Below are 5,666 nucleotides of genomic sequence, written 5' to 3'. Positions count from 1 at the left end.
GTCACCTCGAAGATCGTCAGTAAGGCCGAGGGCTCACCGGTGGTCAGCGGGCGGGCGGTCGCGCCGGCGGGCGATCGCGTCGACGGGCGCCGGGGAGGGGCGACCTGGTCCGCGGCGGCGTTCGCCGCGGCGTCACCGTGGCGTCCGCGGCGGCGGGTCGCTTCCGCGGCGTCGGCCTCGTCCGCGGTGCGGCACCGCCACACCGCCGGCCGTGCCGCGCCGATGAGACTGTTGGGCGGATGGGGCCGATGGGGCCGCGCCGAACGCGCCGCACCCATCGTTCCGCGCCGAAGGCGCGAATTGTCAGACGGCGGCCTTCTTCAACCGGCGGCGCTCACGCTCGGACAGACCGCCCCAGATTCCGAACCGCTCGTCGTTGGCGAGGGCGTACTCAAGACATTCGGACCGCACTTCGCACGCCAGGCACACTTTTTTGGCCTCGCGCGTGGAACCGCCCTTCTCCGGGAAGAAAGACTCGGGATCGGTCTGGGCGCACAGCGCGCGCTCCTGCCACCCGAGCTCCTCGTCCGCCTCCTCGACCAGCAGTTGTTGGAACAGCTCGGTCATGTGCGCCCCTCGTCTGTCTTTACGTCCCCGTGATGCTGCCGTTATCTGAGACGGCTTAACGACACGAGTGAAATTACAAGTGTGCCGATCCGGACCAGTCAAGCCGAGATCTGCTATTGAGCCCCTTATTCACTCTGCGGAACCAAGGCCATGCGGTAAGTGTTGAAATCGTCCTAAACCATGACAGCAACTCTGCGTAGAAGCGGCCCGCTGGGCTTTACGAGTCAGGACGCCGGGCCCTCCGCTTCCGTTGCGGCGTTCCGACCGAAGCGAAACGGATCACAGTCGGATCACGAATCGGCAACGACGGCCGGGCGCCGGGCGGCTGCACAAACGTTTCTTCTGGGCTGGTAACCGAAACAGGTGAAACAATCCGACCAAAACCGGCATCCAGTTGACATGACGAAGGGGTACCCGCTCTTCTTGAAGGCATGCCAGTGACGCATGCTCCCTCCGCCTCCTTCGGCATGGGGGACCCCATCGGCACCCGCGCTCGCACGATCTGCGACGCCGCGGGCCGCTGTGCCGCGCCGAGCGGCCGTTGTCACTGTCGCTGTTGTCGCTGTTCGAGCTGTTGATGCCCACAGGCTGTTGAAGCCGTTCGGCTCCGGCTCCCCCCGCTTCCGTCTCGCGGGGCCGTAGCACCGCGACAACCCCTTTCCGCGCCCCCGCGTCCACGACGCGGGTCCGTGCCGCTGATCGGTGTGTCCGCCGCTGCCCGGCCCCTCTCCACTCGCTTCCGCATCGCCTCCGTTTCGCCCGACCCCCGAGCCAGGCGCTCGTGGGCCGTGTCCCCGACCGGCCCGTGAGCGTGGCCCCGCCGGATCGGGCGGGCAACGAGATCCCGCCAAGGAATCCCCCATGAACAGCGACGTCCAGATCGCCGGCGACCCGCTCGCCATTCCGCACCTGCTGCCGCCGGTCCCGGCCCACCCGACCACGGTGGCGCAGTTCGCCGGGCTGGCCCGGACCATCGCCGCCGAGCGCGACCAGTGGGAGCCGCTCGTCCGCTACGACGCCACCACGCGCTGGTACCACCGGCTGCGCACCGGCCCCGGCTACGAGATCTGGCTGCTGAGCTGGCTCCCCGGGCAGGGCAGCGGCTCTCACGACCACGGCCCCTCCTCGGGGGTGCTCACCGTCCTCGAAGGTGAGCTCACCGAGCACGCCGGCCCGGCGCGGCGCCGGCTCGCCCCGGGCGCCCAGCGGGTCTTCGCCCCCGGCTATGTGCACGAGGTCGTCAACGACTCGCTGGTGCCCGCCGTCAGCCTGCACATCTACTACCCCGGGCTGACCGAGATGCCCATGCACGGCGCCCGGTGCGCCGCCACCGCGGAGGAGGTGACGATCGGCTGATTCCGTCTCCCCGGCCGCCCTCGGCCCGCCGGGTACCGGCTGACACACTGTCCGCATGCGCATTGTGGTTCTGGCCGGCGGCATCGGCGGCGCCCGCTTCCTCCGCGGCCTCACGTCCGCCGCGCCCGACGCGGACATCACGGTCATCGGCAACACCGGTGACGACATCCATCTGTTCGGTCTCAAGGTCTGTCCCGACCTGGACACGGTGATGTACACCCTGGGCGGTGGCATCCACGAGGAGCAGGGCTGGGGCCGGGCCGACGAGACCTTCGCGGTGAAGGAGGAACTGGCGGCGTACGGCGTCGGCCCGGAGTGGTTCGGGCTGGGTGACCGCGACTTCGCCACCCACATCGTCCGCACCCAGATGATCGCCGCCGGTTACCCGCTGAGCGCGGTCACCGAGGCACTGTGCGAGCGCTGGCGCCCAGGGGTGCGGCTGCTGCCGATGACGGACGACCGGGTGGAGACCCACGTCCTGATCGACACGGAGGACGGTGGCCGCAAGGCCGTGCACTTCCAGGAGTACTGGGTGCGGCTGCGGGCCTCCGTGCCCGCGCACGCGGTCGTGCCGGTCGGCGCGGAGCAGGCCAAGCCGGCGCCCGGGGTGCTGGAGGCCCTGGCGGCGGCGGACGTGGTGCTCTTCCCGCCGTCGAACCCGGTGGTCAGCGTCGGCACCATCCTGGCCGTCCCGGGCATCCGGGAGGCCGTCGTCGAGACGGCGGCCCCGGTGGTGGGCCTCTCCCCCATCATCGGTGACGCCCCGGTGCGGGGCATGGCCGACAAGGTGCTGGCGGCGGTCGGCGTCGAGTCCACCGCGGCGGCCGTGGCCGAGCACTACGGCTCGGATCTGCTCGACGGCTGGCTGGTCGACCGTACGGACGCGGCGGCGGTCGAGCGGGTGACGGCGGCCGGCATCCGCTGCCGTGCCGTGCCCCTGCTGATGACGGACACGGCGGCCACCGCCGCGATGGCGCGCGAGGCGCTGGCGCTGGCCGAGGAGGTGCGGCCGTGAGCGGCGCTTTTGGCGGTGCCAGCGGTACCGGCGGTGCGGCCGTGAGCGGCTGGGGAGGGGCGGGCGTGCGCGGCTCGGCGGCCGAGGTTCCGAGCTTCACCGTCTGGGCCCTGCCCGGTGTGCCCGAGGTCCGGCCCGGCGACGACCTCGCCAAGCTGATCGCCGACGCGGCGACCGCCCGGGGGCTGCCGGGGCTGGCGCACGGCGACGTACTGATCGTCACCTCGAAGATCGTCAGTAAGGCCGAGGGCCGGATCGTGGAGGCGACCGACCGCGAGGCGGCGATCGACGAGGAGACCGTACGGGTCGTGGCCCGGCGCGGAGGGCTGCGCATCGTCGAGAGCCGGCACGGGTTCGTGATGGCGGCCGCCGGGGTCGACGCGTCCAACACTCCGGCGGGCACCGTTCTGTTGCTGCCCGTGGACCCCGACGCGTCGGCGCGGGCGATCCGGGACGGTCTGCGGGATCTGCTGGGCGTGGACATCGGCGTGCTGATCACCGACACCTTCGGGCGGCCCTGGCGCAGCGGCCTCACCGACGTCGCGATCGGCGCGGCCGGCGTACGGGTGCTCGACGATCTGCGCGGCGGGACGGACGCGTACGGCAATCCGCTCCACGCCACCGTCGTCGCCACCGCCGATGAGCTGGCGGCCGCCGGCGACCTGGTGAAGGGCAAGGCCGACGGGCTGCCGGTGGCCGTGGTGCGGGGGCTCCCGCATCTGGTGCGGGAGCCGAGCGGGGCCGGCGCCGGTCATGACTCCGTGCATCACGCCACCGCCGACGCGGACACGGACGCGGATGCCGACACGGATGTCGACGCCGATGCCGACGCGGACACGGGAGCGCGGGCGCTGGTGCGCGATCCCGCGCATGACATGTTCCGGCTCGGCACCTCGGAGGCCGTGCGGGAGGCGGTGACGCTGCGGCGCACGGTCCGCGAGTTCACCGACGACCCGGTGGACGGGGCCGCCGTACGGCGCGCGGTGGCGGCCGCGGTGACCGCGCCGGCGCCGCACCACACCACGCCGTGGCGGTTCGTCCTGCTGGAGTCCGCGGAGTCCCGGCTGCGGCTGCTGGACGCGATGCGGGACGCGTGGATCGCGGATCTGCGGCGCGACGGCCTCGACGAGGCGCGGGTGGCGCGCCGGGTGGCCCGGGGGGACGTGCTGCGCCGGGCGCCGTATCTGGCGGTGCCGTGCCTGGTGATGGACGGCTCGCACGACTACCCCGACGAGCGGCGGGCGCGCGCGGAGCGGGAGATGTTCGTGGTCGCGGCCGGCGCCGGGGTGCAGAACTTCCTGGTGGCGCTCGCCGGGGAGCAGCTCGGTTCGGCCTGGGTGTCGTCCACGATGTTCTGCCGCGATGTGGTGCGCGAGGTACTGGAGCTGTCGGCGCACTGGGACCCGATGGGGGCGGTCGCGATCGGGCGGCCGGCGACGGTGCCGGCGCCGCGGGTCGGGCGGGACGCGGACGCGTTCCTCACGGTGCGCTGAGGGACGCTCCAGGCCCGCGCCATCGGCGCTCCCCCGCGCCGGCGCGCGCGCCCGTGTGCCTGTGCGCCTGGGTGCCTGTGTGCCCGTGTGTCTGTGCCCTGTGCGCCCGTGCGCCGGTCGTACGCCTCCCGCGCGGGCCCGTGGTCGCGGGCTACAGGCCGCGGATGTCGTTCACCGAGAAGCGGGGCGCGCGCCGCGGTGGCCTGCGGCCGGTGAGCAGGATCAGGCGGCACGCCCGGTGGCGTTGGCCCCCGCCCTGTTCGGCGTAGGGCGCGAGGAGTTCCAGCATGCGAGCGTCGTCCGTCCCGCGCTCGCCGGTGAGCGCGTAGCCGACGATCCGCGGGACGTGCAGATCGCCGACCGTCACCGCGTCGGCGGCGCCGTTGCTGCGCTGCAGGGTCTCGGCGGCGGTCCAGGGGCCGATGCCGGGTACCGCCTGGAGGCGGGCGCTCGCGGCGGCCAGCTCCATGCCGGCCGCCTCCTCCAGCCGCCGGGCGGCCCGGGCGGCCCGTACGACGGTGGCCGACCGCTTGCCGTCGACGCCCGCGCGGTGCCACTCCCAGGACGGCAGCATCGCCCAGGCCGCGGCCTCCGGCATGACCCGCATGCGGTCGGCCGGGCAGGCCGGGTCCGACGCGGGGCCGGGGGCCGGGCCCGGCGCGGGCTCGCCGTGCCGCTGGAGCAACAGCCGCCAGGCGCGGTACGCCTCGTCGCTGGTGACCTTCTGCTCCAGGATCGACGGAATCAGCGATTCCAGCACCAGGCCGGTGCGCAGCAGGCGCAGTCCCGGGCGACGGCGGTGGCTCTCGTGGACGAGCCGGTGGCGTGGGACGAACTCGGTGGGGTCGTCGTCCGCGCCGAGCAGCGCGGGGAGGCGGTCGAGCAGCCAGTCGGCGCCCGGCCCCCAGGCGTCGGCCTCGACGTGGGCCTCGGCGGGGCGCAGGGCGAGCCGGAGCGTTCCGGGCCCGGCGGGCGTGCGGGAGGCCCGCCAGACGGAGCCGTCGGGGGCGACGCGGAAGGCGGGGTCGCCGGGGCCCCGGCGCAGCGGGCCGACGACGAGACCGAGGTCGAGCGGGCCGGGGGGCCGCCACCGGCGCGAACGGGAGGCCGCGGGCGTGCGGGCGGCCGGTACGGCGGGAGGTACGCGGATGTCGCCGGACCGGACGGTGGTGCGGGTCGGCGCGGTGCGTGCGGCGGGGGCGGGCAGCTGGGCCGTGTGCGCGGCCGTACGTGGT

The 5,666-nt window shown here is 73.9% G+C and carries 6 protein-coding genes; 3 read left to right on the top strand and 3 right to left on the bottom strand.

What is annotated here, in order from left to right; translation table 11 throughout:
• Together ACSNOD_RS27595 and ACSNOD_RS27590 are read right to left on the bottom strand one after the other, a co-directional pair.
• The coding region (locus ACSNOD_RS27595; RefSeq protein ID WP_436769787.1) for a hypothetical protein at positions 1 to 278 on the bottom strand (278 nt) is incomplete at its 3' end.
• Between the two features lie 25 nt (positions 279 to 303).
• Positions 304 to 567: a WhiB family transcriptional regulator gene (locus ACSNOD_RS27590; RefSeq protein ID WP_004952403.1), complete on the bottom strand. Its 264-nt coding sequence runs from the start codon at positions 565 to 567 to the stop codon at positions 304 to 306.
• An 861-nt stretch (positions 568 to 1,428) separates the two neighbouring features.
• On the opposite strand from ACSNOD_RS27590, the gene ACSNOD_RS27585 reads away from it, so the two are divergent.
• From ACSNOD_RS27585 to ACSNOD_RS27575, 3 genes are read left to right on the top strand one after another with little or no spacing between them, the layout of a single operon-like run.
• Positions 1,429 to 1,923: a cysteine dioxygenase gene (locus tag ACSNOD_RS27585; RefSeq protein WP_436769786.1), complete on the top strand. Its 495-nt coding sequence runs from the start codon at positions 1,429 to 1,431 to the stop codon at positions 1,921 to 1,923.
• A gap of 55 nt (positions 1,924 to 1,978) precedes the next feature.
• Positions 1,979 to 2,938 (top strand): 2-phospho-L-lactate transferase, encoded by a 960-nt coding sequence (cofD, locus tag ACSNOD_RS27580; RefSeq protein WP_436769785.1) that lies wholly within the window; start codon positions 1,979 to 1,981, stop codon positions 2,936 to 2,938.
• Between the two features lie 41 nt (positions 2,939 to 2,979).
• Positions 2,980 to 4,431, top strand: a complete 1,452-nt coding sequence (locus ACSNOD_RS27575; protein ID WP_436769789.1) for a coenzyme F420-0:L-glutamate ligase — start codon at positions 2,980 to 2,982, stop codon at positions 4,429 to 4,431.
• Between the two features lie 151 nt (positions 4,432 to 4,582).
• Here ACSNOD_RS27575 and ACSNOD_RS27570 read toward each other — a convergent pair whose 3' ends face one another.
• Positions 4,583 to 5,581: a DNA-3-methyladenine glycosylase family protein gene (locus tag ACSNOD_RS27570; protein WP_436769788.1), complete on the bottom strand. Its 999-nt coding sequence runs from the start codon at positions 5,579 to 5,581 to the stop codon at positions 4,583 to 4,585.
• Positions 5,582 to 5,666: the final 85 nt, after the last annotated feature.

Origin of the sequence: Streptomyces sp. URMC 123 (assembly GCF_051386515.1) — a bacterium.
Taxonomy (GTDB): Bacteria; Actinomycetota; Actinomycetes; order Streptomycetales; family Streptomycetaceae; genus Streptomyces.
Note: the sequence above shows the minus strand (reverse complement) of the source record. Positions and strands in the feature narration are given on the sequence as shown.

Bases quoted from the DNA above. Each gene is read 5' to 3' on its own strand.
- ACSNOD_RS27585 (WP_436769786.1), top strand. From the start codon at position 1,429: ATGAACAGCGACGTCCAGATCGCCGGCGACCCGCTCGCCATTCCGCAC.
- ACSNOD_RS27590 (WP_004952403.1), bottom strand. From the start codon at position 567: ATGACCGAGCTGTTCCAACAACTGCTGGTCGAGGAGGCGGACGAGGAG.
- cofD (WP_436769785.1), top strand. From the start codon at position 1,979: ATGCGCATTGTGGTTCTGGCCGGCGGCATCGGCGGCGCCCGCTTCCTC.